Here is a 22,026-nt window from a genome sequence, read left to right on the forward strand (position 1 = left end):
TGACCGGGTATATGCCCGCCCGCAGATGGGAGGCTTGATGTGGCACGATGCGAAATCCGGCGCCAGGAGGAGGTGGGGCATGGTCGACAGGTTCAGGGATGGACTGCTGACGCCTGCGGAGACCGCCGCCTTCCTCGAGATTCCGCAGTCGACCCTCACCTCGTGGCTGAGGGGCAAGGCCGCCGGAGCGCCACTGGTCCACCAGGTCGAGCCGGTACGCAAGGGACAGCCGTCGGTGCCGTTCATCGCGGTGGCCGAGGCGCACGTTCTTCGTTCCCTGCGTTCCCTGGGGCTCCGCATGAGCGAGATCAGGGAGGCGGCCGCCGCCGTGCGGGACGCCTTCGACACCCCCTACGGTCTCGTGTCCAAGCGGATCGCCACGGACGGCGTGGACATCTTCATCGAGCACGGTTGGGGGGATCTCCGCCGAGCCCGCGACGGCCAGGTTCCCATCCACGAGGTGGTCTCCGACTATCTCCGCTACCTCACCTGGGAGCCGGGCGACGACTTCCCCTCCAGCCTGCGCCTGAGGCAGTACCCGGCCTCGGTCCCCGTCGTGATCGATCCGAGGTTCGGCCACGGTCTCCCCGTGGTGGCCGCCAACCGCGTCACGGTGCAGGCCATCACCGACCTGTGGGAGGCCGGGGAGACCGTCGAGGACATCGCGTACGACTACGGCATGACGCCTGAGCAGGTGGACGCGCTCTGCCAGGCAGTGGTGCACCTTGCCGCCTGAGTACTTCCTCGACCGCAATCTCGGTCGCCGCGTCGCGGAAGGACTGAGGGCCTGCGGGTGGACGGTTCACCGCATCGGGGACGTCTTTCCCGACGACGGACAGGACGTGGCCGACGAGGAGTGGATCACTTACGGCCTCGACCGGTCCTGGGTCCCACTGTCGAAGGACGGGCGGATCAAGACCCGGGACCTGGAGATCCGGCCCGTCTTGGACCGCGAGGCGGTGCTGTTCTACCTGGACAACCAGCAGCTTCGCAGCGCCGAGATGGTCGAGCGGCTCGTCGCACGCCGTGACGCGATGCATGAGGCTGTCGAGAAGGGCGGTCCGGCGGCGTACGCCGTGCGGCACGACCGCATCGAGCGCACCTGGCCCTGACGGCGTCCGGCAACGCGAGACCTCGGCGCTCGCATACTGGAACGGCCCCGACGCCACGTACGTCAGGTACTGCTTGACCGAACGCACCGCGAGGCCGGGCGCCGCCGTCACCCAGCCGACACCTGGTTGGTCTGCCTGTTCGTGAGCCCGCCCGGAACTGGTCTCCGGCCGTACCGTCGGGCTCGGTGACGCGGCACTGTCCGTCGTATCCCGACCACACACGGGAAGGAGCCGTTGATGGGCGTCGACGCGATCGCGCACACCGAGTTCCCCAAGGGGTACACGGTCCTGTTCGGGGCCGACGGAAAGGTGATTCTCACGCCGCGGAGCGAAGAGCACTCCAGCACGATCTAGTCGATGCAGTACGACACGATCGTGTCCCTCGGGCGCCATGCGAAGACCGCCTCCGACGTCTACATCGACTTCCCCGCCGACGAGAACTCCGCCCCTGATCTGGCGATCCTCCGGGAGGACGCCCGCCGGGAGGGAAGGCGCTACAGCTTCGAGGACGTCCTGCTGATCTCCGAGGTCGTCTCGACCTCCTCCGCACGGAAGGACTACGACGACTGCACCGCGAAGTACGGCCGCTACGGCAATCCCGGTCTACTTGGTCGTGGACCCCTACGCCCAGGAAGTCGTCCTTCACACTCAGCCGACCGCCACCGGTTACATCGCGGCACACACCCACAAGTACGCCACGGGCAAGCTTCCCATCCCCCTGGCCGACGGCCGGACCTTCACCCTCGACCTCGACGAACTCCCGCTCCCGGAGCCCGAGACGGACGCCCGCTGACGAGGGTCTCCCGGTGCGGCGGTGCCGTCGCCGGACGCGCCGGAAGCGCCGTCACGTCCGGGACAGTCACGCCCGCAGGTCGTAGAAGACCGCGTTGTCCACACACCCATTCGCATGCGGCGCGGGGCAGGTTGCGAGAGGGGCGCCGTGCCAGACCCCGGGTCCCGTCAGCTTTCGTAGTGGTACCGGCACTGCGCGATCAGGACGCCGTCCTCGGTGGCCTTGTAGATCAGCCGGTGCTCGTCGTTGATGCGGCGCGACCAGTAGCCCTGGAATCCGTGCTTGAGCGGTTCCGGTTTACCGATGCCCTCGTTGCCGTTCCGGGTGATGTCCGTGATGAGCGTGTTGATGCGCTTGAGGATCTTCCGGTCCTGGGGCTGCCACCACAGATAGTCCTCCCAGGCACGGGAAGAGAAGGTGATCTTCAACTTCGAGACAGCCCTTATTCGTCGGTCGCCAGCTCGCGCACGGTGCCGCCGCCGTTCTCCAGCTCGTCGATGGACGCGAGCAGGCGCCGGGCGTTGGCCGGACTGCGCAGCAGGTACGCCGTCTCCTTCAGGGACTCGTAGTCCTCCAGAGAGACGATGACGACCGGCTCATGTCCGGCCCGGGTGATGACGACCTCCTCGCGGTCGTCGGTGACGGAGTTGAGCACCTCGGCGTACCGCGCGCGCGACTCGGAATACGTCATGGTCTTCACGATCGACGCTCCTTTCACGTACAGAAAATTGTACGTCCGTCCCTGTCGGTGCGGCAAGCGCCGAAATGACGGCCCGCGCCGCGAAAGTGCCGGGCGGGCGAGGCGTGGCAGGCGGCGGGGAACACGTCGACCATTCCCGCAGGGCGGCGGTCAGCCCGCGAATGCCTTGTGGAGCCGTTGCACCGCCTCCGCCAGTACCTCCGTGCGCTTGCAGAACGCGAACCGTACGAACGGGGCCCCCTCCTCCCGGTGGTCGTAGAAGACCGCGTTCGGAATGGCGACCACCCCGGCGCGCTCCGGCAGCGAGCGGCAGAAGGCGAAACCGTCGGTCTCCCCGAGCGGCCGGATGTCGGTGGTGACGAAGTACGTGCCCGCGGGCCGGAAGACCCCGAAGCCCGCGTCCGCCAGCCCCGCGGACAGCAGGTCCCGCTTGGCCCGCATGTCCGCGCGGAACTCCTCGAAGTACGCGTCCGGCAGCGCGAGGGCCTCGGCGACCGCGTACTGGAACGGGCCCGACGCCACGTACGTCAGGTACTGCTTGGCCGAGCGCACCGCGGCGACGAGGGCGGGCGACGCCGTCACCCAGCCGACCTTCCAGCCAGTGAACGAGAACGTCTTGCCCGCGCTGCTGATGCTCACCGTCCGCTCGCGCATCCCCGGGAAGGACGCCAGCGGCAGGTGCTCGGCGCCGTCGAAGACGAGGTGCTCGTACACCTCGTCCGTGACCACGATCAGATCCCGCTCCACGGCGAGCCTCGCGATCTCGGTCAGCTCCTCACGGGTGAGCACGGTGCCCGTCGGATTGTGCGGAGTGTTGATCAGCAGGAGCCGCGTGTGGTCGGTGACCGCGTCCCGCAGCTCGTCGAGGTCCAGCCGGAACACGCCCTCGTGCGGGCGCAGCGTCACCGGCACCCGGGTCCCGCCCGCCATCGCGATGCAGGCCGCGTACGAGTCGTAGTACGGCTCGAACGCGACCACCTCGTCACCGGGCTCCACCAGCGCCAGCAGGGCCGCGGCGACCGCCTCCGTCGCGCCGGCCGTGACGAGGACCTCGGTGTCCGGGTCGTACGACAGCCCGTAGCGGCGCTGCTGGTGCGCCGCGACCGCCGTCCGCAGCTCGGGCACGCCAAGACCCGGCGGGTACTGGTTCCCGCGCCCCTCCGTGAGCGCCCGCGCCGCCGCGTCCCGGATCTCCCGCGGGCCGTCCGTGTCCGGGAAGCCCTGGCCGAGGTTGATCGATCCGGTGCTCAGGGCGAGGGCCGACATCTCCGCGAAGATCGTCGTACCGAACTCGGCGAGCCGGCGGTTCAGGAGAGGACGTGCGCTGAAGGTCATGACCGCCATCCTGCGCCGAAGCTCTGGAGTTCCTCAACTCTGCTTTGGCGCGCACCCCGTGAGGGCATCCCCCCTCCACGCAGCCCACGGGGGGCCGCTTCGGGGGAAGTGAAAGGAGGGTGACGCCATGTTCACAGGCATCATCCTGGCGGTTGGCCTGATCGCTCTGGTCGCAATCTTCACGGCCGCGAGCCGGAGTCGCAACAAGTCGGTCATCGGGTCGAAGGGCCGCGGCGCGCGTTCCCGCCGCGGCAGCGGCAGCTGGTGGGCCGGCGGGGGCGGCACGGCCGCGTCCTGCGGGTCGTCCGGTGGCGGCCACCACGGCCACTCCTGCGGTGGCGGCTCGTCGTGCAGCAGCGGCTCGTCCTGCGGGGGCGGGTCGTCGTGCGGCGGCGGGGGCGGATGCGGGGGAGGCAGCTGACACGGGGCAGCCGAGCTCCCTTCGGGGGAAGCGCATCCGCACACCGAAGTGCCCGTCGGGGGACATTCTCCGACGGGCACTTCGGCGTTCCCGACCGGTCCGGCGCGGCAGCCACGTCAACCGCGCGCCGGGGGTCGCCGCTCTGGGCACGTCAGCCTTTCGGTACGCGGGGGCGGCGGTTCGTGGACGCGGCGTCCGCGCGCCAGGCGTACGCCGTAGTTGAACAGTTGAGCTGTGGAGCCCTCGGGGGGATGGAAATCCTACGAAGTTGGGTAAAAGCGCTGTGGTCGCGCCACAGTTCATGATTCCCTCTAAATCACCAACGCGGCCCTCGGATCTGTCCCCGCCGACCCGGACCGACCTGGCCGATCTCCCCGGCATCGACCGGCTGCACAGGCCTCCCTTCCCCAACTCCCTTTGCGCAATAGCGGAGCCGACCCATGCTCACGACCCTCAACACCTCGTACACCGACACACGGGCGGCCGACCTCGCCTGGACCCTGGGCCTCGAGCCGCTGTCGGCGCTCGCCACCCTCGACCTCGAACTCGCGGACACGAAACTGCAGTTGCGGCTGCTCGGCGCCTCCCACCAGGTGCTCATCGAGCGGGAGGGCGGCCGCTGCTCGGAGACCGTCGCGTGCATTCCCGGCAGCAGTACGCCGCTGCCGCTCGGCGTCGCGAAGCGGATCGGCGACTGGGAGTACGAGTTCGCGGCCCGCGTCGAGACCCTCCCGCCCCACTCCTTCGCCGGACGCGCCCAGGAGTTGCTGGCCCTGGTCGCCGACCACCCCCACGGACTCGCGGGCGTCTTCCCCGGCAGTCCGCACGCCTTCACCGCCCTCCTCGCCCAGCACCACGAGGGCCATGTGCACTGGCGCACCTGGCACGCCTACCCGCAGGACGGTCAACTCGTCGCCACCCGTACGAAAGTGAGCGCGCGCGTCACGTCCCTCAGTCCGTCCGCCGCCTGAACGACGCGGCGGACGAGCCGCCTTCGGGATCGTGGGCACAGCCGCCGAACACCGCGGTCCCGGCGCCGGGTTGTCGCACAGGCGGACAGGTTCCACGCGTGTGGGTGACGGGAGGTGCCGTCGTCGTCACGTAGCGTAGGCGGTGTGATCGATCCGCACGTGCCCTTCTCCACTCGCGGTGTCACGCGAGCACGGGGAGCCCCGGAACCCGGCGCACCCCCGCCGGGAGACCAGGGGGGCCCGGCGCGGCTGCCCGTGCGGCCCGGCACCGGGCGGTTCTTCGTCCTCGCCTGCGTCTTCGTCTGCGCCGCCTGCGGCCTCGTCTACGAACTCGAACTCGTCGCCCTCGCCTCCTATCTGACCGGCGACTCCGTCACCCAGGCGTCCGTCGTCCTCTCCGTGATGGTCTTCGCGATGGGCATCGGCTCCCTCGCGGCGAAGCGGCTGCGCTGCCGCGCCGCGGCCGGTTTCGGCGCGGTCGAGGCCGCCCTCGCCCTGGTCGGCGGATACAGCGCCATGGCGCTGTACGCGATGTTCGCCTGGACCGGTGACCGGGGCGGGGCCTGGGCGAGCGGATCGCACTGCCTCGTGGTGGTCTTCTCGCTGGCCATCGGCCTCCTCATCGGTGCCGAGGTCCCGCTCCTGATGGAGCTGATCCAGCGCATCCGCCGCCAGGACGCGGGCGGCGCGGTGGCGGACCTCTTCGCCGCGGACTACGTCGGAGCACTGGTCGGCGGCCTCGCCTTCCCCTTCCTCCTGCTGCCCCTGTGCGGCCAGCTCACCGGCGCCCTGCTCACCGGCGCGGTCAACGTGATCGCCGGCGGCGCGCTCGTCCTCGGCCTGTTCCGGCAGGACCTCACCCGGCGCGCGTGCTGCCTGCTGCTCGCCGCCGACCTCGTCGTCCTGGCGCTCCTCGCCACCGCCGCCGTCCTCGCCGACGACTTCGAACGGGCCGCCCGCAACGCCGTGTACGGCGGCGACGTGCGCGTCGCCCTGCGGACCGGCGTCCAGGAGGTCGTCCTCACCGGCGGCACCCGCGGCCACCCCCTCGGCCTCTACCTCGACGGCAGGCTCCGGGTCGGCGGCCGCGACGAGCACCGCTTCCACGAGGCGCTCGTCCACCCCGCGCTGCACGGGCCCCGGGCCCGCGTCCTCGTCCTCGGCGGCGGCGACGGACTCGCCACCCGCGAGGTGCTGCGCCACCCCGGGGTGCGCCGGGTCGACGTGGTCGAACTCGACGCCGGAGTCGTGCGGCTGGCCCGCCGGGACCCCGCCCTGTCCGCGCTCAACCGGCACGCCTTCGACGAACCGCGCGTCCATGTCACGGTCGGCGACGCCTTCGACTGGCTGCGCCGCACCCGCGCCACCTACGACGTGGTGATCTCGGACCTGCCCGACCCGGGCATCACGCCCAGCACCAAGCTCTACTCCCAGGAGTTCTACGGCCTCGTCCGCCACGCGCTGCAACCCGGCGGGCGGCTCGTGGTGCACGCGGGTCCCGTCCGCTCCCGGCCCCGGACCTTCTGGACGGTCGACGCCACCGTGCGGGCCGCCGGGCTGCGCACCGCCCCGTACCGCGTCGGCGGACACGGCTCCGGCCTCGCCGCGGGTCTCGACCGGACGAGCGGCGCCTCCCGCGCCCCGCGGGACTGGGGCTTCGTCCTCGCCTCCCTTACGCGCCCGCCGCCGCGCGGGGACCCGGGCGAGCCCCGGCCGCCCGGCGTCACCGGCGCGGTGCCGGCCGCCGAGGCCCGCGCCGCGGCCGCCACCCGCGTCACCGGCCTGCCGCCCTCCACCCTGGTCCACCCGCGGTACGCCGACTGAGTCCCCCGCGGGCGCGGAAACCGGGGAATCCCGTGCTGCACGGGTGCGCTTCGGGCCATGCTGGGTAGGCTCGGCCGACATGGACCATGAGGTGTTCGTTCCGGTTGCGGCCGAGCGGCTGAGGAAGGCGCTCGCCGACCCCGCGCGGGTCGCCCGGGCGGTCCCGGGACTCCAGCAGGACGCGGGGACGGCGCCGGTCTCCGGGCGGCTGAAGATCCGGGTCGGAAGCCACAGCATCACGTACCGCGGGGCACTGCGGGTCACCGCCCGGGACGACGGGTCGTACTCCGTCGAGGGCGACGCGACGGAGTCCCGCGGCACCGGCGCCGTCAAGCTCGCCCTCACCCTGCGGCTCACGCCCGCGGACGGCGGGACGACGGTCGCCTTCGGCGGCGGGGCCACGGCCGACGGGCGGGTCGGGGAGCTTCCCGCGGAGGCGGTGGCCTCGGCGGTGACGCGGCTGCTGGACCGGTTCGCGGAGAGCCTCGGGGCAGGCGCGGGAGCGGGGGCAGGAGCGGGGGCGGCGGCCGGGGGTGCGCCCGCGGGCGAGTCCGGGGCGGAGACGGGCTCCGAGTGCGGGTCGGATTCCGGGTCCGGGACCGCCCCGTCCCCGGTGTACGGGGCCGACGTGCCGGCGTCCTCCCTCGATTCCGTCGCCGATGCGGAGGCCGAGGAGGAGGAGATCGAGGAGGACCTCGCGGACGACGAGCTCGTGGGCGAGGAACTGGACCTGGTGGACGAACCGCCCGCCGAGGCGGCGCACGCGCGCCGGACGATGATCGGGCGGAGCGCCGAGGAGGTCGATCACGCGCCGCCGCGCGGGCGCTACGCGCCGGTGCCCGCGCCCGAGTCGGCCTCCGCCGGTGCCACGCTGCGGTGGGCGGCGCCCGCCGCGGCACTCGCGCTGGCCTCGGCCGTGGTCGTCGGACGGGCGCTGCGCAGGCGGCGGTGAAGTGCGGTGCAGTGAGGGCCGGCGGTGAAGTGCTGTGCAGTGGGGGCCGGCGGGGGCGTGTGGGGCTCGTAGCGTTGGACGGGCCGGTGTGACGGGGGCGTGTGGGGCTCGGAGCGTTGGACGGCCGGTGAGACGGGGGCGTGTGGGCCCGGAGCGTTGGACGGGTCGGGACGGAAGCGCCGGACGGGCTGAAGCGGCTCCGTCCGGCCAGTAGGGTCGGCCGCGTGAGTAACGAAGACATCACGCTGACCGCGGGTGACGCGGAGGTGACCGTACAGCCGGGCAACGGCGGACGGGTGGGCGGACTACGGGTAGGCGGCGTCGAACTGCTGCGGCAGGGCGCGAAGTTCGGGTGCTTCCCGATGGTGCCCTGGTGCGGGCGGACCCGGGACGGGCGCTTCCGGGACGGCGGCGTCGTCCGGCAGCTGCCCCTCAACTCCCCGCCGCACGCCATCCACGGCACCGTCCGGGACGGCGCCTGGCGCACCGCGCGGGCCGGCGACGGTGAGGCCGTCATCACGTACGACCTCGTCGACCCCTGGCCCCACCCCGGGCGCGTCACGCAGATCGTCACCCTGACCGAGGACAGCCTCACGCTCGGCATGGCCGTGGAGGCGCACGAGTCCTCCTTCCCGGCGCAGATCGGCTGGCACCCCTGGTTCAACCGGAACCTGGGCGCGGGCGGGGACGCCAGGCTGGACTTCGCGCCCGCCTGGCAGGAGGAGCGCGGCGACGACCACCTGCCCACCGGACGGCGGACCGAGCCGAAGCCCGGCCCCTGGGACGACTGCTTCGGGATGCCCGACGGCGTCGACGTCACCATCACCTGGCCGGAGCAGCTGGAGCTGAAGGTCACCAGCCGCGAGGAGTGGGTCGTGGTCTACGACGAGCAGGAGGCCGCCGTCTGCGTGGAGCCGCAGACCGGGCCGCCCGACGGGCTCAACTCCCTGCCGAGGCTGGTCACTCCCATCGAACCCCTCGAAGCCGCCACCACCTGGACCTGGCGACGCCTCTGAGGCGGGGGCGGGACCGGGCCCGCGGCGCCTCTAAGCTGGCTCGCATGAGTGACGTCAACGCAGCAACGCCGGCAGGCACACGCGGCGCGCTGTTGCAGCAGATCAAGGACAAGGCCGTGGTGCACGGCAAGGTGACCCTCTCCTCGGGTCTGGAGGCGGACTACTACGTCGACCTTCGCCGCATCACCCTCGACGGGGAGGCCGCGCCGCTGGTCGGCCAGGTGCTGCTCGACCTGACCGCGGAGCTCGACTTCGACGCGGTGGGCGGGCTCACCATGGGCGCCGACCCGGTGGCCGCGTCCATGCTGCACGCCGCCGCCGCGCGCGGGCGGCGGCTCGACGCGTTCGTCGTGCGCAAGGCCGCCAAGGCGCACGGACTGCAGCGCCGGGTCGAGGGCCCGGACATCAAGGGCCGCCGCGTCCTGGTCGTCGAGGACACCTCCACCACCGGCGGTTCCCCGCTCACCGCCGTCGAGGCCGTCCGCGAGGCCGGTGCCGAGGTCGTCGGCGTCGCCACCATCGTCGACCGGGCGACGGGGGCCGCCGAGAAGATCCGGGAGGGCGCCGGAGTGCCCTACCTCTTCGCCTTCTCCAAGGACGAGCTGGGCCTCGACTGAGGATTTTCCACAGGGGCGGGGCCCGGTTGTCCACAGGCCGGACACGGTGGGTGGACCATCGGGCCCCGTCTGGAAAGATGGGGACGACGATGACGTCGCCCCCCTAGGTCAGGGCCGTAAGCACCACGCCACCCGCACATACAAGGAGCGGACAGATGCCCATCGCAACCCCCGAGGTCTACAACGAGATGCTCGACCGGGCGAAGGCAGGCAAGTTCGCCTACCCGGCCATCAACGTGACCTCGACCCAGACCCTGCACGCTGCGCTGCGCGGCTTCGCGGAGGCCGAGAGCGACGGCATCATCCAGATCTCCACCGGCGGTGCCGAGTTCCTGGGCGGCCAGTACAGCAAGGACATGGTCACCGGTGCCGTGGCCCTGGCCGAGTTCGCCCACATCGTCGCCGAGAAGTACCCGGTCACGGTCGCGCTGCACACGGACCACTGCCCCAAGGACAAGCTCGACGGGTACGTGCGCCCGCTGCTGGCCGTCTCCGAGGAGCGCGTCAAGGCCGGCCGCAACCCGCTGTTCCAGTCCCACATGTGGGACGGCTCCGCGGAGACCCTGGCGGACAACCTGGCCATCGGCCAGGAGCTGCTGGAGCGCGCCCGCGCCGCGAAGATCATCCTCGAGGTCGAGATCACCCCGACCGGCGGCGAGGAGGACGGCGTCACGCACGAGATCAACGACTCGCTGTACACGACGGTCGACGACGCCATCCGTACGGCCGAGGCACTGGGCCTCGGTGAGAAGGGCCGCTACCTGCTGGCCGCCTCCTTCGGCAACGTGCACGGTGTCTACAAGCCGGGCAACGTGGTCCTGCGCCCCGAGCTTCTGAAGGAGCTGAACGAGGGCGTCGCCGCCAAGTACGGCAAGCAGTCCCCGTTCGACTTCGTCTTCCACGGCGGCTCCGGCTCCACCGCCGAGGAGATCGCCACCGCCCTGGAGAACGGGGTCGTGAAGATGAACCTCGACACGGACACGCAGTACGCGTTCACCCGGCCCGTCGCGGACCACATGCTCCGTAACTACGACGGTGTCCTGAAGGTCGACGGCGAGGTCGGCAACAAGAAGACGTACGATCCCCGCACCTGGGGCAAGCTGGCCGAGGCGTCCATGGCCAAGCGCGTCACCGAGGCCTGCGGGAACCTGCGGTCCACCGGTACGAAGATCAAGTAGTCGTCCGGCGGTCACCACCGGTTCGTGACGCAGGGCCCGGTACCCGTGGGGGTGCCGGGCCCTCCGTGTGTGCCGGTGGACGGGTGCGGCGGTGCTCGTGACGGGGGCCGGCGGCCGGGGGCCGCAGACCTGGCCGTGGGGCCACCCGCGGGGGATGATCGGTGCCATGGCTGTTCCGCCGCTGGAGTCACCGGCCGTCCGGATCACCTCCCCCCAGGGGAAGTGGATCCTGCTCACCACCGTCCTGGGTTCCAGCATGGCCCTGCTGGACTCGACCGTCGTCAACGTCGCCCTGCCCCGCATCGGCCGGGACCTCGACGCCGATCTCGCCGCGCTCCAGTGGACCGTCAACGCGTACCTGGTCACCCTCGCGGGGCTGATCCTCCTCGGCGGTGCCCTCGGCGACCGCTTCGGACGCCGGAAGATCTTCGTGATCGGTGTGGTGTGGTTCGCGGCGGCGTCCCTGCTCTGCGGTCTCGCGCCCGGCGCGGGCGTCCTCGTCGCGGCGCGCGCCCTCCAGGGGGTCGGCGGGGCACTGCTCACGCCCGGCTCGCTCTCCCTCATCCAGGCGTCCTTCCACCCGGACGACCGGGCGAAGGCGGTGGGGCTCTGGTCCGGCTTCGGCGGTGTCGGCGCGGCCGTCGGGCCCTTCCTCGGCGGCTGGCTCGTGGACGGCCCCGGCTGGCGCTGGGTCTTCCTCCTGAACGTGCCGCTGGCCCTTCTCTGCGCGCCGGTCGCGGTGCGGCACGTTCCCGAGTCGTCCGACGGGCGCCGTCACGGGCGCTTCGACGTGCTCGGAGCGACGCTGGGCGCACTGGCGCTCGCCCTGGTGACGTACGCGCTGATCGAGGCGCGGAACGGGTCCTTCGTCGTCGCCGTCAGCGCGGTCGCCGGAGTCGCCGCGGGTGTCGCCTTCGTGATCGTCGAGAAACGGCGGCCCGATCCGATGATGCCGCTCGACGTCTTCGCGTCCCGGCAGTTCACGGCGGTCAATCTCGTGACCCTGTGCGTCTACGCGGCCTTCGGCGGGTTCTTCTTCCTCACCGCGCTCCAGCTCCAGGTCGTCGCCGGGTACTCGGCCCTCGGGGCGGGTACGGCGCTGCTGCCGACGACCGTGCTGATGCTGCTGTTCTCCGCCCGTTCCGGGGATCTCGCCCAGCGGATCGGGCCGCGGGTGCCGCTCACGGTGGGGCCGTTGCTGTGTGCGGCCGGGATGCTGCTGATGCTGCGGGTGGGGCCGGACGCGTCGTACGCGGCCGACGTCCTGCCGGCGGTGCTCGTGATGGGCGCGGGCATGGTGAGCCTCGTCGCGCCGCTCACCGCCACGGTGCTGGCGTCCGTGGAGACCGAGCGGGCCGGCCTGGCCAGCGGTATCAACAACGCGGCGGCCCGGGCGGCGGGGCTGGTCGCGGTGGCGGCGCTGCCGTTGCTGGCGGGGATGGGTCCGGAGGCGTACCGGTCGGCGGAGCAGTTCGACGCGGCGTTCCGGCGGGCGATGCCGTGGTGCGCGGGGGTGCTGGTGCTGGGGGCGGGGGTGGCGTGCGCGACGGTGCGGAGGCCGGGGCCGAGGTGCCGGCGCCCGGAGTGCCGTACGCACGGGTGGGTGACGGCGCCGCCGCTGGAGTCGTCGCGGGGGGAGTAGGACCGTGCGCCCCGGCTCCGGTGCGGGCGGCACCTGCCGGCGTCCGGGGAGGGGGTTCCGTGGGGTGGGGGATGGCGCAGACTGGGGGCATGAGCCTTCACGAGAACCTTCTCGGGGGACCGCCCCCGACCGAACTGCCCGACGACCCGGAGCCCCGCGAGCTCCTCGCGAACGGCACCTCTCCCGCCGAGGTCGCCGCGAAGTACCCCACGTCCTCGCTGGCCTGGGCCCGGCTGGCCGACGAGGCCTATGAGCGTGGCAGCGTCGTGGAGTCGTACGCCTACGCCCGTACGGGCTACCACCGCGGTCTCGACTCCCTGCGCCGCAGCGGCTGGAAGGGCCACGGCCCGGTGCCGTGGGAGCACGAGCCGAACCGCGGCTTCCTGCGCGCCCTGCACGGCCTCGCCCGCGCCGCGCAGGCGATCGGCGAGCAGGCGGAGTACGAGCGCTGCAGCCAGTTCCTGAAGGACTCCTCGCCGGCGGCGGCCCAGACCCTCGGCTAGGAGTCGGGCGACGACGGGCCCGTCTGGTGTGACCAGGCGGGCCTTGCGGTTTCGGGGGACGATTGCGGAGGATGCCGGTGGGGACCGGGGCCCCCGTGCCGGTAACGGCAGGGGCGGACCGCTACCCGGAGTACGCAACAGGAGACAGCGATGTCCCAACAGGCTCAGACCAGGCCCGACAAGGCTCAGGAGCCCGAGACCCCGCATCTCGACTTCCATGGCACCACGCCGTACGAGGACTACGTACAGGCGGATGTCCTGACCCACCTCCAGCACACCCTCTCCGACGACCCCGGCGAGATGGTCTTCCTGGTGACCACCCAGGTCATGGAGCTGTGGTTCACGGTGATCGTCCACGAGTGGGAGACCGCGGCCGGTGCGCTGCGCCGGGACGACGTGCCGACCGCCGTCGCCGCGCTGAAGCGTTCCGTACGTCAGCTGGAGGCGCTGAACGCCTCCTGGAAGCCGCTCGGACAGCTCACCCCGGCCCAGTTCAACTCCTACCGCAGCGCCCTCGGCGAGGGGTCCGGCTTCCAGTCCGCGATGTACCGCCGCATGGAGTTCCTGCTCGGCGACAAGTCCGCGTCCATGCTCGTCCCGCACCGCGGCGCGCCGCGCGTCCACGCCGAGCTGGAGAAGGCGCTGCACGAGCCGAGCCTGTACGACGAGGTGCTGCGGCTGCTCGCCCGGCGCGGGCACGCGGTCCCGGCCGCCGTGCTGGAGCGCGACGTCGCGCGGAAGTACGAGCCCTCGCCCGAGGTCGAGGCCGTGTGGACCGAGCTGTACGCCGGCGACGAGAGTGCCGAACTCGCGCGCCTCGGCGAGGCGTTGACGGACGTCGCCGAGCTGGTGTGGCGCTGGCGCAACGACCACCTCGTCGCCACCCGCCGCGCCATGGGCGCCAAGACCGGCACCGGCGGCTCCGCCGGGGTGGCCTGGCTGGAGAAGCGGGCGCAGAAGAACGTCTTCCCGGAGCTGTGGACGGCGAGGTCCCATGTCTGAGCCGCGCGGCAGGGCGAAGGAACTGGACGCGGCCGACGAACTCGCCGCTCTGCGCGACCGTTTCGTCCTCGACGACACCGTCTACCTGGACGGCAACTCGCTGGGCGCGCTGCCCGCGACGGTCCCCGGCCGGCTGGACGACGTCGTCCGCAGGCAGTGGGGCGAACTGCGCATCCGGTCCTGGGAGGAGAGCGGCTGGTGGACCGCGCCCGAGCGGATCGGCGACCGCATCGCCCCGCTGGTCGGTGCGGCCCCCGGGCAGATCGTCGTCGGCGACTCGACCAGCGTCAACGTCTTCAAGGCGGTCGTCGGCGCCGTGCGTCTCGCCGGGGACGGACGCGACGAGATCCTGGTCGACGCCACGACGTTCCCCTCGGACGGGTACATCGCCGAGTCGGCGGCCCGGATGACCGGGTGCACCCTGCGTCCGGTGGTTCCCGCCGAGGTGCCCGGGGCACTCGGTCCCCGCACGGCGGCGGTGCTCCTCAACCACGTCGACTACCGGACGGGCCGGCTGCACGACCTGCCCGCGCTGACGGCCGCCGTGCACGAGGCGGGCGCCCTCGCCGTCTGGGACCTGTGCCACAGCGCCGGTGCCCTGCCGGTCGGGCTCGACGCGCACGGGGTCGACCTCGCGGTCGGCTGCACGTACAAGTACTTGAACGGCGGCCCGGGTTCGCCCGCGTACCTCTACGTGCGCGCGGAGTTGCAGGACCGCTTCGACTCGCCGCTTCCCGGCTGGACCTCGCACGCCCAGCCCTTCGGCATGCGGCCCGACTTCGAACCCGCCCCCGGTGCCCTGCGCGGCCGGGTCGGCACCCCGGACATCCTCTCCATGCTCGCCCTGGAGGCCGCTCTGGAGGTGTGGGACGGCGTCCGGGTGGACGCGGTGCGCGCCAAGTCCCTCGCGCTGACGGACTTCTTCCTGGAGTGCGTCGCGGCGTACGTGCCCGAGGGGCGGGTCGAGTCGCTGACCCCGGCCGCGCACGCGGAGCGGGGCAGCCAGGTGGCGCTGCGCTGCGCGGACGCCGGTGAGGTCATGAAGCGGCTGATCGAGCGGGGGGTCGTCGGCGACTTCCGGCACCCGGACGTCCTCCGCTTCGGGTTCACGCCGCTGTACGTCGGATTCACGGACGTCGAGCGGGCGGCCCGGGTCCTGGCGGACGTGCTGGAGTAGTGGGCGCCGTGGGCGCCGGTGGCGGCGCGGGCGGGGGCTCACGCCTGCGCCCGGTCGGGCGTGCACTCGCACCCCCGGCCGGGTCGGGCGGCGTGCATTCGGATCCCCTGGCCGGGTCAGGCCGGGTGCGCCCGTGTCCCCCGGCCGGGTCAGGCCGCGTACCCGTCCCGGCCGGTCGGGGGTATACGCGGCTCTCCCCGGCCGGGGCAGGCCGCGTGCACCTCGGTCGTCGGGTCAGGCCGCGTACGCCCCGGTCGTCGGGTCAGGCCGCGTACGCCCCGGTCGTCGGGTCAGGGCGCGTACGCCCCGGTCGTCGGGTCAGGGCGCGTACGCCCCGGCGTCGGGTCAGGGGGTGCCGCGTACACCCCGGCCGTCGCCGCGGCCACCGCCGCCCGCGCCGCGCGGTCCGCGGCCGCCGGGCCGGGGGCCGTCCCCGTGGTGAGCAGGGCGTAGTACAGGGGCGCGGACACCGCCCGTACGACCTGCGCCGCGTCGGTGTCAGGCGGCAACTCCCCCCGCGCCACCGCCCGTTCGACGCACGGCACCCACTCCGCCACCCGCACCTCGTAGAAGCGCGCCAGCGCCTGCGCCGTACGCGCGTCACAGGTGGCCGCCGCGATGACCGCGCGGAACAGCGCGCCCTGCCGGGGATCGGCCAGCGTCCGCTGCACCAGTACGGCGTTGGCCCGCAGGTCCTCCAGCACGGACCCGGTGTCCGCGCGGGGCAGCGACTGCTCGGCCATGTCGGCGAGCAGGTCCGCGACCAGCCCCGTCACGTTGCCCCAGCGCCGGTACACCGTCGTCTTGCCCACCTCCGCGCGGCGGGCCACGTCCGCCAGGTCGAGGTGGGCGAACCCCTGTTCGGCGAGGACGTCCCCGGCTGCCCGCAGGACGGCGGTGCGGACCCGTGCGGTGCGGCCCCCGGGGCGTACGGTGCCGGGCTCGGCGGACATGGGGCCTCCTGAAGGGTGCGGTGCCGTGGACTCGGCCGGCTGCGTCGAGACGCGCGCCCGCTCAGCGTAACGAAACGAGAGGACCGTTTAACCCTCACCCAGCGTGACATCCGCCTGTCCGCGCACGTCACCGGCCTGGTACCGTCCCCGCCAACGGTCGGCCGTCTTCCGGCGGCCCACCGTCCTCACGTCCAATTCCGTTTCGCCGCTGAGAGGTTGGAGCATGCCGGACGCCGCCGTCCCCCGCGATGACGAAGGCAGCCGTGCCGCCGTCGTCCGCGACGCCGCCGAAGAGGCGTCCGCCCTCTCGCACCCGGCCGTCGAACCCGACTCCACCGCGGCCTACGGCGACCATCCCGACCAGGTCATCGACTTCTACGCCCCGCGCGGCCCCGCGACGAGCACCCCCGCTCCCCTCGTCGTCGTCCTGCACGGCGGTGCCTGGCGTGCCCCGCACGACCGCCGGCACGTGACCCCGTTCGCCGGCTTCCTGGCCCGCCGGGGCTTCGCCGTCGCCAACGTCGAGTACCGGCGGGGCGGTGCCGCCCCCGCGCAGGGCGGCCCGGCCTCGGCCGCGGGCCGCTGGCCGGACACCTTCGACGACGTCGCGGCGGCGCTCGACGCCCTGCCGCGCCTCGCACGGGAGGCGCTGCCCCTGGCCGACCTGCGCCGGGCCGTCGCCGTCGGTCACTCCGCAGGCGGCCACCTGGCCCTGTGGGCCGCCGCCCGGCACCTGCTCCCCGCCGACGCACCCTGGTACACCGAGCGGCCGGCCCCGCTGCGCGGCGTCGTCGCGCTCGCCCCCGTCGCCGACCTCGGTCTCGCCGGGAAGCTGGACGTCTGCTCCGGCGCGGCCATCCAACTCCTCGGCGGCCCGGACAGGTTCGAGGAACGCCGGCCGTACGCCGACCCGGCACTCCTCCTGCCGACCGGCATCGCCACCACCCTCGTCCAGGGCCGCGACGACATCGTGGTGCCGCAGGCCGTCGCCGAGTCGTACGCGGACGCGGCGGCGAAGGCCGGCGAGGTGGTGGGCCTGACCCTGCTGGAGGGCGTCGGCCACTTCCCGCTCATCGACCCCGCGGCGGACGCGTGCGCCGTGGTGGCCGAGGAGATCGCCCAGCTGGCGTGGTGACCACGCGGGCTCGCCGGGCTGCCCCGGGCGCGGGTGACCCGGCGTCCCCGGGGCGGGTGACCGGGCCGTTCCCGGGGCGGGTGACCGGGCCGTTCCCGCGACGCCGGGGAACCGGCACCGCCCGTAGTACCTGAGACGGATCCCCGAGGACCCCCCTCACTGGGGACGACCGCGGCCCCGCGTCCCGCCTACCGTTCCGTATGTGACCGAGACGACCCAGACGAAGACGACGCCGTTGCCCGGCGCCGAACCGCGCAGCCCCGAGTTCCGGCTGGCCATGGACGCCCTGCGGAGGCTGCGCCAGGACCTGTTCCACGACGCCTTCGCCTACCGCCCCCTGGCGCCCCTGCGCACAAACCGCCGGCTCCCCGGGCGGGTCCGGCGGTACGCGGCATGGACCCCGCACGCGACGGTCGTGGCGGCGGCCCTGCTGGTGCTGCTCATCGCCGTGGCGTCCGGTGACATCGGCGCGAGCATCCCCAATCTGCTGATCGTGATCCTCTCGGTCGGCCCGGTCCTGCTGACCCTGGTCAGGCCGGTCGCCGCCTTCTGGCTGTCCCTGGCGGCCACCGCGCTCGTCGCCGCGTTCAGCGACGAGTGGACCGACTGGCCCTGGGCGCCCGCGTCCTTCGCCGCCCACCTGGTCGTCCTGACGGTCGTCGCCGCCCGGACCCGTCCGCGCACCGGGGCGTGGATGTGGGCGCTGACCGCGGCATACGCCTTCCTGGCCGAGGCGCTCCTGGGCGGCGGCCACTACGCGAGCAACAGCGTGCCGTTCCTGTTCGTCTCCGCGCTGGCGCTGCTGGTCGTCACCGTGCGCCAGGTGCGCCGCCAGGCCGAGCAGGAGGTGACCGCCCAGCAGACGGTCACCGCCCACGAGCGGTCCCGGCGCACCCTGCTGGAGGAGCGGACGAACATCGCCCGCGAGCTGCACGACGTGGTAGCCCACCACATGTCGGTGGTCGCCATCCAGGCCGAGGCAGCCCCCTACCGCGTGGAGAACCCGCCGCCCGAGCTGGAGAAGGCCTTCGCCACGATCCGGGAGAACGCGGTCGCGGCGCTGACCGAGCTGCGCCGCGTCCTCGGCGTCGTCCGGGCCGAGGACTACGAGGCCCCCGACGCCCCGCAGCCCACGCTCCTCGACCTCGACGCGCTGCTCGACAACGTGCGGGAAGCCGGCCTGCCCGTCGGCAAGGCGGTCACCGGCGCGGTGCGCGAGCTGCCCCAGGGGGTCGAACTGTCGGCGTACCGGATCGTGCAGGAAGCACTCAGCAACACGCTGCGGCACGCGCCCGGGGCGACCGCCCGCGTCGAGATCGGCTACGTCCTGGGCGGGCTCGGCCTGCGCATAGTCAACGGCCCGGCGCCCCACCCGACGCTCCGGAAGTCCCCGCACGGCGCCGGACACGGCATCACCGGGATGCGCGAGCGCGTCACGATGCTGAACGGCGAGATGACCGCGGGCGGCACGGACGACGGCGGGTACGAGGTGTCGGTCTTCCTTCCCGTGGCACTCACCGAGGAGACGTCATGACGAGCGCGGCCGACGCCACCGGCGGCCCCGGTGCCCCCGGCACCATCCGGGTACTGATCGCCGACGACCAGGTGATGGTCCGCGAGGGCTTCTCCGTGCTGCTCGGCGCGATGCCGGACATCGAGGTGGTCGGCGAGGCGGTCAACGGGCGGGAAGCCGTCCGGCGGGTCCGTGAGCTGGCGCCGGACGTCGTCCTGATGGACATCCGCATGCCCGAGCTGAACGGCATCGAGGCGACCCGCGAGATCGTCGCCGCCGACGGCACCGCGAAGGTGCTGGTGCTGACCACCTTCGACCTGGACGAGTACGTGTACCAGGCGCTGCGGGCGGGCGCCTCCGGCTTCCTCCTCAAGGACGCCTCGGCACGCCAGCTGGCCGACGGCGTACGGGTGGTGGCGTCCGGCGAGGCGCTGCTCGCCCCGTCGGTGACCAGGCGGCTGATCACGGAGTTCTCCAAGCTCGCGGAGGTGCCCCGGTTCCCGGCCGGTGCGCAGGCGGCGTACGGGGAGCTGACCGAGCGCGAGACGGAGGTCCTGGTGCTGATCGCGCAGGGCCTGTCGAACGCCGAGATCGCGAACCGTCTCGTCGTCGCCGAGTCCACCATCAAGACCCACGTCAGCCGCATCCTCGTCAAGCTGGGCCTGCGCGACCGCACCCAGGCGGCGGTGTTCGCGTACGAGGCGCGGCTCGTACGCCCGGGGTGAGACCCGCGGGCGCCCGCGACGGCCGGGCCCCGGTCCGGCACCCCCGGTCAGCCGGGCCCCGGTCCGGCACCCCTGGTCAGCCGGGGGTGCGGCGGGCTAGCGTCCGGACATGACCGCCTTCGACCCCTGGGACCCGGCGTTCCTCGCCGACCCCTACCCCGCGTACGCCGAGCTGCGTGCCCAGGGCCGCGTGCACTTCTACGAGCCGACCGGCCAGTGGCTGGTGCCGCACCACGCGGACGTCTCGGCGCTGCTGCGGGACCGGCGCCTCGGGCGTACGTACCGGCACCGGTTCAGGCACGAGGACTTCGGGCGTACGGCGCCGCCGCCGGAGCACGAGCCGTTCCACGTGCTGAACGACCACGGGATGCTCGACCTGGAGCCGCCGGACCACACCCGGATCCGGCGTCTGGTGTCGAAGGCGTTCACGCCGCGCACGGTGGAGGAGCTGCGGCCCTACGTGCACCGGCTGGCGTCCGGGCTGGTGGCCGACCTGGTGGACGCGGGCGGCGGTGATCTGCTGACCGACGTCGCCGAGCCGCTGCCGGTGGCGGTCATTGCCGAGATGCTGGGCATCCCGGAGTCGGACCGGGCACCGCTGCGGCCGTGGTCGGCGGACATCTGCGGGATGTACGAGCTGAAGCCGTCGCGGGAGACGGCCGAGAAGGCGGTCCGCGCGTCGGTCGAGTTCACCGAGTACCTGCGGGAGCTGATCGAAAAGCGCCGCAAGGAGCCGGGCGACGACCTGGTCTCCGGGCTGATCGCGGCGCACGACGAGGGCGACCGGCTGACCGAGCAGGAGATGATCTCGACCTGCGTCCTGCTGCTGAACGCGGGCCACGAGGCGACGGTCAACGCCACGGTGAACGGCTGGTGGTCGCTGTTCCGCCACCCGGACCAGCTGGCGGCCCTGCGCGCCGACCGCTCGCTCGTCCCCACGGCGGTGGAGGAGCTGATGCGCTACGACACCCCGCTCCAGCTCTTCGAGCGCTGGGTGCTGGACGACATCGAGATCGACGGCACGACGATCCCGCGCGGCTCGGAGATCGCGATGCTCTTCGGTTCGGCCAACCACGACCCGGCCGTCTTCGCCGACCCCGGGAAGCTGGACCTCACGCGCCGGGACAACCCGCACATCTCCTTCAGCGCGGGCATCCACTACTGCATCGGAGCGCCGCTGGCCCGGCTGGAGCTGGGCACCTCCCTGGACGCCCTGCTGGTCCACGCACCCGGCCTGCGCCCGGTGTCCGAACCGGAGCGCAGGCCGAACTTCGTGATCCGGGGCCTGGCCGGCCTGCGCGTGGAGGTCTGACGACACCGGCCGTCCCCGCCGGAGGGCTATGCGGGGACCGTGCAGGCCGAACGGGCTCCGGAGGCGGAGCCCCAGGAGCCCCAGGAGCCCCAGGAGCCCCAGGAGCCCCAGGAGCCCCAGGAGCCCCAGGAGCCCCAGGAGCCCCAGGAGCCCCAGGAGTACCGGCGGCCCCGCTCACCCCGGGAGCGTCAGGCCCCACGCGTTCTCGCGGACGGTCCACGTGCGGGTCCGCACCGGGCCCGTGATGACCGAGTCGGCGCGGTAGCGGAAGTCCGCCCCGGACACCGTCACGCGCCGCCCGACCGCCCGCAGCGGCGAGGCCTCCGCGCCCACCGACAGCCGCCGCACCTCCACCTCGGCGCTCCCGCCGGCACAGGGCGTCACCGACACCGCCTCCACCGGCTGGTGGAGATCGACGAGCGTCTCGCCGTCCACCTCGATCCGCAGCCGGGTGGGACCGTGCCCCGTCGGCGACGCCACCCGCGAGGGCCGCGTCGCCAGCGTCCGGACGAGGGACTGGCAGGTCCGCAGCCACGGCCGGGCCGAGGCGTCGGCGGGGGAGGAGTCCGCGGCGGCCGAGCCGACGGCGAACGGCAGGGAGGGGATCCGCAGCCCGCCGATCACCACGCCGTCGCTGTCGTCCACCAGCAGGTCGAGACGGCGTACGGTGCCGTCCAGCACGGCCCGGGCCGCCGCCACGGCGCCCGTGGGCACCCCGAGGCCACGCGCGAGCGAGAGCGCCCCGCCCACCGGCACCAGCGACAGCGGGCACGCCGCGAGCTCCCGCTGCCGGTGCAAATGGGACACGGCACGCAGCAGAGCGCGGTCGTCGCCTATGACGACCGGCCGCCGGGACCCCCTCCGGGCCAGCGCCCGGGCGAATTCCTCGGGCCCGTCCGGAAGGCACACTTTCGTGGCCGCACCCGCGCTGAGCACGTCTTTCGCGATCCGTACCGACTCCCCGTCGGTGCGACGGGCGACCGCGTCGATGACCACAAGGAGCTGGTCGGAAGCCGCCACCTCGGTCCTGCCTCGCTTCCTCGGGTAGCATCTTTGTGCAAGAGCCCCTTGCGCTATTGCGCCAGGGGCTTCGTCTATTCCGGGGCATCCGGTCCGACGGTCGCGGCCAAAGGTGGTCGCCGGCG

23 protein-coding genes are annotated in these 22,026 nt (G+C 73.1%); 18 read left to right on the top strand and 5 right to left on the bottom strand.

Translation table 11 applies throughout. The annotated features are described in order from the left end of the window. Positions 1-79: 79 nt before the first annotated feature. From ACFYP4_RS14345 to ACFYP4_RS14355, 3 genes are all read left to right on the top strand, one after another. Positions 80-736 (top strand): DUF433 domain-containing protein, encoded by a 657-nt coding sequence (locus tag ACFYP4_RS14345; protein ID WP_358854784.1) that lies wholly within the window; start codon positions 80-82, stop codon positions 734-736. Then, on the top strand, positions 726-1,112 hold the full coding sequence (locus tag ACFYP4_RS14350; protein WP_358854785.1) for a toxin-antitoxin system, toxin component, PIN family protein: 387 nt from the start codon (positions 726-728) through the stop codon (positions 1,110-1,112). The genes ACFYP4_RS14345 and ACFYP4_RS14350 overlap by 11 nt, the downstream gene beginning before the upstream one ends. 613 nt (positions 1,113-1,725) lie before the next feature. Next, positions 1,726-1,905, top strand: a complete 180-nt coding sequence (locus ACFYP4_RS14355; RefSeq protein WP_358854786.1) for a hypothetical protein — start codon at positions 1,726-1,728, stop codon at positions 1,903-1,905. A 167-nt stretch (positions 1,906-2,072) separates the two neighbouring features. On the opposite strand, the gene ACFYP4_RS14360 is transcribed toward ACFYP4_RS14355, so the two are convergent. The 3 genes from ACFYP4_RS14360 to ACFYP4_RS14370 form a co-directional block, all read right to left on the bottom strand. After that, complete coding sequence (locus ACFYP4_RS14360) at positions 2,073-2,333, bottom strand: Txe/YoeB family addiction module toxin (protein WP_388785439.1); 261 nt, start codon at positions 2,331-2,333, stop codon at positions 2,073-2,075. A gap of 14 nt (positions 2,334-2,347) precedes the next feature. Next, positions 2,348-2,605: a type II toxin-antitoxin system Phd/YefM family antitoxin gene (locus tag ACFYP4_RS14365; RefSeq protein WP_037676836.1), complete on the bottom strand. Its 258-nt coding sequence runs from the start codon at positions 2,603-2,605 to the stop codon at positions 2,348-2,350. A 150-nt stretch (positions 2,606-2,755) separates the two neighbouring features. After that, positions 2,756-3,949, bottom strand: a complete 1,194-nt coding sequence (locus tag ACFYP4_RS14370) for a pyridoxal phosphate-dependent aminotransferase (RefSeq protein ID WP_388785442.1) — start codon at positions 3,947-3,949, stop codon at positions 2,756-2,758. A gap of 118 nt (positions 3,950-4,067) precedes the next feature. On the opposite strand from ACFYP4_RS14370, the gene ACFYP4_RS14375 reads away from it, so the two are divergent. From ACFYP4_RS14375 to kynU, 11 genes are all read left to right on the top strand, one after another. Continuing rightward, positions 4,068-4,361, top strand: coding sequence for a hypothetical protein (locus ACFYP4_RS14375; RefSeq protein ID WP_388785444.1), 294 nt, complete (start codon positions 4,068-4,070; stop codon positions 4,359-4,361). Positions 4,362-4,801: 440 nt separating this feature from the next. Next, positions 4,802-5,332 (top strand): DUF2617 family protein, encoded by a 531-nt coding sequence (locus tag ACFYP4_RS14380; protein ID WP_388785446.1) that lies wholly within the window; start codon positions 4,802-4,804, stop codon positions 5,330-5,332. Positions 5,333-5,476: 144 nt separating this feature from the next. Continuing rightward, positions 5,477-7,156, top strand: coding sequence for a polyamine aminopropyltransferase (locus ACFYP4_RS14385; RefSeq protein ID WP_388785448.1), 1,680 nt, complete (start codon positions 5,477-5,479; stop codon positions 7,154-7,156). Between the two features lie 79 nt (positions 7,157-7,235). Further along, a complete protein-coding gene (locus ACFYP4_RS14390; protein ID WP_388785450.1) occupies positions 7,236-8,108 on the top strand; it encodes an SRPBCC family protein in 873 nt (290 codons plus the stop codon). Between the two features lie 224 nt (positions 8,109-8,332). Further along, positions 8,333-9,124, top strand: coding sequence for an aldose 1-epimerase (locus ACFYP4_RS14395; RefSeq protein WP_358854792.1), 792 nt, complete (start codon positions 8,333-8,335; stop codon positions 9,122-9,124). Positions 9,125-9,168: 44 nt separating this feature from the next. After that, a complete protein-coding gene (gene pyrE / locus ACFYP4_RS14400; protein ID WP_358854793.1) occupies positions 9,169-9,741 on the top strand; it encodes an orotate phosphoribosyltransferase in 573 nt (190 codons plus the stop codon). A 155-nt stretch (positions 9,742-9,896) separates the two neighbouring features. Further along, positions 9,897-10,919 carry a class II fructose-bisphosphate aldolase gene (gene fbaA / locus ACFYP4_RS14405; protein ID WP_358854794.1) on the top strand — a complete coding sequence of 341 codons (1,023 nt, stop codon included), beginning with the start codon at positions 9,897-9,899 and terminating at the stop codon, positions 10,917-10,919. Positions 10,920-11,085: 166 nt separating this feature from the next. Beyond that, positions 11,086-12,561, top strand: coding sequence for an MFS transporter (locus ACFYP4_RS14410; protein ID WP_388785453.1), 1,476 nt, complete (start codon positions 11,086-11,088; stop codon positions 12,559-12,561). Positions 12,562-12,650: 89 nt separating this feature from the next. Then, positions 12,651-13,064 carry a DUF3151 domain-containing protein gene (locus ACFYP4_RS14415; RefSeq protein ID WP_358854796.1) on the top strand — a complete coding sequence of 138 codons (414 nt, stop codon included), beginning with the start codon at positions 12,651-12,653 and terminating at the stop codon, positions 13,062-13,064. A gap of 150 nt (positions 13,065-13,214) precedes the next feature. Then, on the top strand, positions 13,215-14,066 hold the full coding sequence (locus ACFYP4_RS14420; RefSeq protein ID WP_388785455.1) for a tryptophan 2,3-dioxygenase family protein: 852 nt from the start codon (positions 13,215-13,217) through the stop codon (positions 14,064-14,066). Further along, positions 14,059-15,243 (top strand): kynureninase, encoded by a 1,185-nt coding sequence (kynU, locus tag ACFYP4_RS14425; RefSeq protein WP_358854798.1) that lies wholly within the window; start codon positions 14,059-14,061, stop codon positions 15,241-15,243. The genes ACFYP4_RS14420 and kynU overlap by 8 nt, the downstream gene beginning before the upstream one ends. A gap of 290 nt (positions 15,244-15,533) precedes the next feature. On the opposite strand, the gene ACFYP4_RS14430 is transcribed toward kynU, so the two are convergent. Beyond that, positions 15,534-16,196, bottom strand: a complete 663-nt coding sequence (locus ACFYP4_RS14430; RefSeq protein WP_388785458.1) for a TetR/AcrR family transcriptional regulator — start codon at positions 16,194-16,196, stop codon at positions 15,534-15,536. A gap of 223 nt (positions 16,197-16,419) precedes the next feature. Here ACFYP4_RS14430 and ACFYP4_RS14435 point away from each other — a divergent pair, with 223 nt between their 5' ends. From ACFYP4_RS14435 to ACFYP4_RS14450, 4 genes are all read left to right on the top strand, one after another. Further along, positions 16,420-17,331 (top strand): alpha/beta hydrolase family protein, encoded by a 912-nt coding sequence (locus tag ACFYP4_RS14435; RefSeq protein WP_388785460.1) that lies wholly within the window; start codon positions 16,420-16,422, stop codon positions 17,329-17,331. 202 nt (positions 17,332-17,533) lie between these two features. Continuing rightward, positions 17,534-18,865, top strand: a complete 1,332-nt coding sequence (locus ACFYP4_RS14440) for a sensor histidine kinase (protein ID WP_388785462.1) — start codon at positions 17,534-17,536, stop codon at positions 18,863-18,865. Further along, the gene (locus ACFYP4_RS14445) at positions 18,862-19,569 is read left to right on the top strand and encodes a response regulator transcription factor (RefSeq protein ID WP_358854802.1); all 708 of its coding nucleotides are present in this window, start codon (positions 18,862-18,864) and stop codon (positions 19,567-19,569) included. Before ACFYP4_RS14440 ends, ACFYP4_RS14445 begins: the two co-directional genes overlap by 4 nt. 109 nt (positions 19,570-19,678) lie before the next feature. Next, entirely contained in the window at positions 19,679-20,881 is a 1,203-nt protein-coding gene (locus ACFYP4_RS14450; RefSeq protein WP_388785464.1) for a cytochrome P450, read from the top strand. Positions 20,882-21,055: 174 nt separating this feature from the next. Here ACFYP4_RS14450 and ACFYP4_RS14455 read toward each other — a convergent pair whose 3' ends face one another. Then, positions 21,056-21,901 (bottom strand): diacylglycerol kinase, encoded by an 846-nt coding sequence (locus ACFYP4_RS14455; protein ID WP_388785466.1) that lies wholly within the window; start codon positions 21,899-21,901, stop codon positions 21,056-21,058. Positions 21,902-22,026: the final 125 nt, after the last annotated feature.

The organism is Streptomyces sp. NPDC005551 (assembly GCF_042871785.1).
Classification (GTDB): Bacteria; Actinomycetota; Actinomycetes; order Streptomycetales; family Streptomycetaceae; genus Streptomyces.

Bases quoted from the DNA above. Each gene is read 5' to 3' on its own strand.
- ACFYP4_RS14380 (WP_388785446.1), top strand. From the start codon at position 4,802: ATGCTCACGACCCTCAACACCTCGTACACCGACACACGGGCGGCCGAC.
- pyrE (WP_358854793.1), top strand. From the start codon at position 9,169: ATGAGTGACGTCAACGCAGCAACGCCGGCAGGCACACGCGGCGCGCTG.
- ACFYP4_RS14375 (WP_388785444.1), top strand. From the start codon at position 4,068: ATGTTCACAGGCATCATCCTGGCGGTTGGCCTGATCGCTCTGGTCGCA.
- ACFYP4_RS14445 (WP_358854802.1), top strand. From the start codon at position 18,862: ATGACGAGCGCGGCCGACGCCACCGGCGGCCCCGGTGCCCCCGGCACC.
- ACFYP4_RS14345 (WP_358854784.1), top strand. From the start codon at position 80: ATGGTCGACAGGTTCAGGGATGGACTGCTGACGCCTGCGGAGACCGCC.
- ACFYP4_RS14390 (WP_388785450.1), top strand. From the start codon at position 7,236: ATGGACCATGAGGTGTTCGTTCCGGTTGCGGCCGAGCGGCTGAGGAAG.
- ACFYP4_RS14420 (WP_388785455.1), top strand. From the start codon at position 13,215: ATGTCCCAACAGGCTCAGACCAGGCCCGACAAGGCTCAGGAGCCCGAG.
- ACFYP4_RS14410 (WP_388785453.1), top strand. From the start codon at position 11,086: ATGGCTGTTCCGCCGCTGGAGTCACCGGCCGTCCGGATCACCTCCCCC.
- ACFYP4_RS14430 (WP_388785458.1), bottom strand. From the start codon at position 16,196: ATGTCCGCCGAGCCCGGCACCGTACGCCCCGGGGGCCGCACCGCACGG.
- ACFYP4_RS14370 (WP_388785442.1), bottom strand. From the start codon at position 3,949: ATGGCGGTCATGACCTTCAGCGCACGTCCTCTCCTGAACCGCCGGCTC.
- ACFYP4_RS14435 (WP_388785460.1), top strand. From the start codon at position 16,420: ATGCCGGACGCCGCCGTCCCCCGCGATGACGAAGGCAGCCGTGCCGCC.
- kynU (WP_358854798.1), top strand. From the start codon at position 14,059: ATGTCTGAGCCGCGCGGCAGGGCGAAGGAACTGGACGCGGCCGACGAA.
- ACFYP4_RS14450 (WP_388785464.1), top strand. From the start codon at position 19,679: ATGACCGCCTTCGACCCCTGGGACCCGGCGTTCCTCGCCGACCCCTAC.
- ACFYP4_RS14415 (WP_358854796.1), top strand. From the start codon at position 12,651: ATGAGCCTTCACGAGAACCTTCTCGGGGGACCGCCCCCGACCGAACTG.
- fbaA (WP_358854794.1), top strand. From the start codon at position 9,897: ATGCCCATCGCAACCCCCGAGGTCTACAACGAGATGCTCGACCGGGCG.